This window comes from Nonomuraea sp. NPDC003201 (assembly GCF_053590415.1).
On sequence record NZ_JBSFTC010000677.1, the window covers coordinates 1 to 2091 of the forward strand.

The window sequence follows — 2091 nt, forward strand, 5'->3', positions numbered from 1 at the left end:
CCCAGCCCCGAGGCGCTGGCGGCCGTCCGGGACAGCGACCTCATCGTGTACGGCCCGGGCACGCCGCACTCGTCGCTGCTGCCCAGCTACCTGACGCCGGGGCTGGCCGGGGCGGTCGCGGAGAGCCGGGCCGCGGCCAGGGTGTTCGTCGTCAATCTCGGGGGCGATCACGACATCCAGGGGCTGACGGCCACCGACCTGGTGGACCGCACGCTGGCGTACCTGGGTGACCCGGGCAACGGGCGGCGCACGATCACGCACGTGCTCAGCCGCCGGAGCGGGTCCGGGGGTCCCGCCGTGCCGCTCGGGGTCGTGGAGCGCGGCTGCTGGGCGGGGGCGCGCTGGATCGGCGCGGACGTCGAGGACGCCGGGCGTCCCGGCACGCACGACGGCCCGCGCACGGCCGAGGCGCTGCGGGCCGTGCTCGGCAAGATCCCGCTGGCGCGCGCCGGATGAACGGCCCCACGGGCGCCGCACCCGACGCCGTCCGGAAGGCCGCCGCACCCGGCGCCGCCTGGAGAGGCGCCGTCGGCCCGCGGTTGTCGGGGAGCGGGACGACCCGGCAGCCCGGCTCCTCGGCGAGGGCCGGGGAGCCGCCGGCGTCGTCCGCCACGACGATCTCGTCGGGCGGCCGGGTCCGGGACAGCGCCGACTCCAGGCACAGGCGCAGGGTCCTGGCCGCGTTGTAGCACGGCACGATCAGGGAAACTCCCGTCGCGGGGGCCGCGCTTCGCGAGTCCTGGAACCTCCATGATCTCGCGGCCGGCCCCCGCGGCGCGTCATCTCAGCCGGCCTCCCACAGGTCGCAGTTGTGCTCGGCGAGCATCGTGGCCAGCGGGACCGGCGTGGACTTCCCGCCCGCCCTCAGGGACATGACGAGGGAGGTCCCGTTGAAGGCCGGCCAGCGCGCCGAGTACGCGGCCCGCGGCTGCCCGCCGATCGTGAACGACCCCCAGTAGTGCACCATGTCGCGGGCCAGCCGCCGCTCCGAGGCGTCGAACGTCGGCGCGATCGGGGTGCCGTTGTCGAAGCTCGGCCACAGGTAGGCCAGCTCGGCGGCGTGCCCCGCGCCCCACTCGTAGCCGGCCGGCTCGGGGCTCAGGCCTGGGCCGGTGCGGTGGTCGAAGCGGTAGCCGTACACGCGGGTGTGGGTGGACAGGGCCTCGATGAAGCGCAGCGTCGGGCAGCCGCCGAGGCCGGCCAGGAAACCGGAGTCGGTGAAGACGGCCGCCGCCAGGTACGCCGAGGTGAACTGGTCGGACTGCGCCGGCCACGGATACCTGGCCAGGACGGCGTCGGCGCGGTCGGGGAAGAGGCCGCGGACCCAGCCCTCGTACTGCTCCTTGGTCCAGCCGCGGGCGCCCTGCAGGAACGTGCGGCCCTCGTCGCGGTTGGCGCCGACGATCAGGGGGACCCGCTGGAAGCGGCCCGCCCGCACGGCGGTGTCGGGGTTCTCCGGCAGGGCGGGCGTGCCGTACAGGAACGAGGCGAACTGCGGCCCGTCGACCAGCTTGGCCGCGCTCAGCCCGCGCAGGCAGGCCAGGTCGGAGCAGCCGAGCGTGGTGGCGATGGTGGCGCCGGCCTGCTCGCCGTCCGCGTACGGGCGGCTGGTGCAGGACCCGCTCTGGATGATCGCGCGGGCGAACAGCCCGGCCGAGGCGGGCGAGGCGAGGTTGGCGCAGACGGAGAAGCCGCCGGCCGACTCGCCGTCGATGGTGACCTGGCGGGGGTCGCCGCCGAACGCGGCGATGTTGCGGTGCACCCAGCGCAGCGCGGCCTGCTGGTCGGACAGGCCGTAGTTGCCGGACGTGCCCGCTTCTGCTGCCAGCAGCGGGTGGGCCAGGTAGCCGAACACGCCGAGCCGGTAGTTGACGCTCACCACGACGACGTTCTCGAGCTGGGCGATCAGGGTGCCGTCGTGCTGGTTGGCCGAGCCGTTCTGCAGGCCGCCGCCGTGGATCCAGAACAGCACGGGCAGCCGCTGCCCGGCCTTCGTTCCGGCGACCAGTCCGGCCAGCAGCGCGAAAGCGGCCAGACGTGGAAGTGTCGTCATGTGCGAAGGTACGCGGGCCCACCAGCCCCGGTTCACCT

Annotated in this window: 2 protein-coding genes and 1 pseudogene; 1 reads left to right on the forward strand and 2 read right to left on the reverse strand. The window is 74.9% G+C overall.

Features of this window, described 5'->3' with window-relative positions:
- Positions 1-456: 2-phospho-L-lactate transferase CofD family protein (locus ACWDX9_RS62640; protein ID WP_449973341.1), on the forward strand; the 456-nt coding region annotated here is incomplete at its 5' end.
- 121 nt (positions 457-577) lie between these two features.
- Here the strand turns inward: ACWDX9_RS62640 and ACWDX9_RS62645 are convergent.
- Together ACWDX9_RS62645 and ACWDX9_RS62650 are read right to left on the reverse strand one after the other, a co-directional pair.
- Positions 578-697, reverse strand: a pseudogene (locus ACWDX9_RS62645) (glycosyltransferase); the annotation flags it as partial.
- Between the two features lie 87 nt (positions 698-784).
- Positions 785-2091: carboxylesterase/lipase family protein (locus tag ACWDX9_RS62650; RefSeq protein WP_449973342.1), on the reverse strand; the 1307-nt coding region annotated here is incomplete at its 5' end.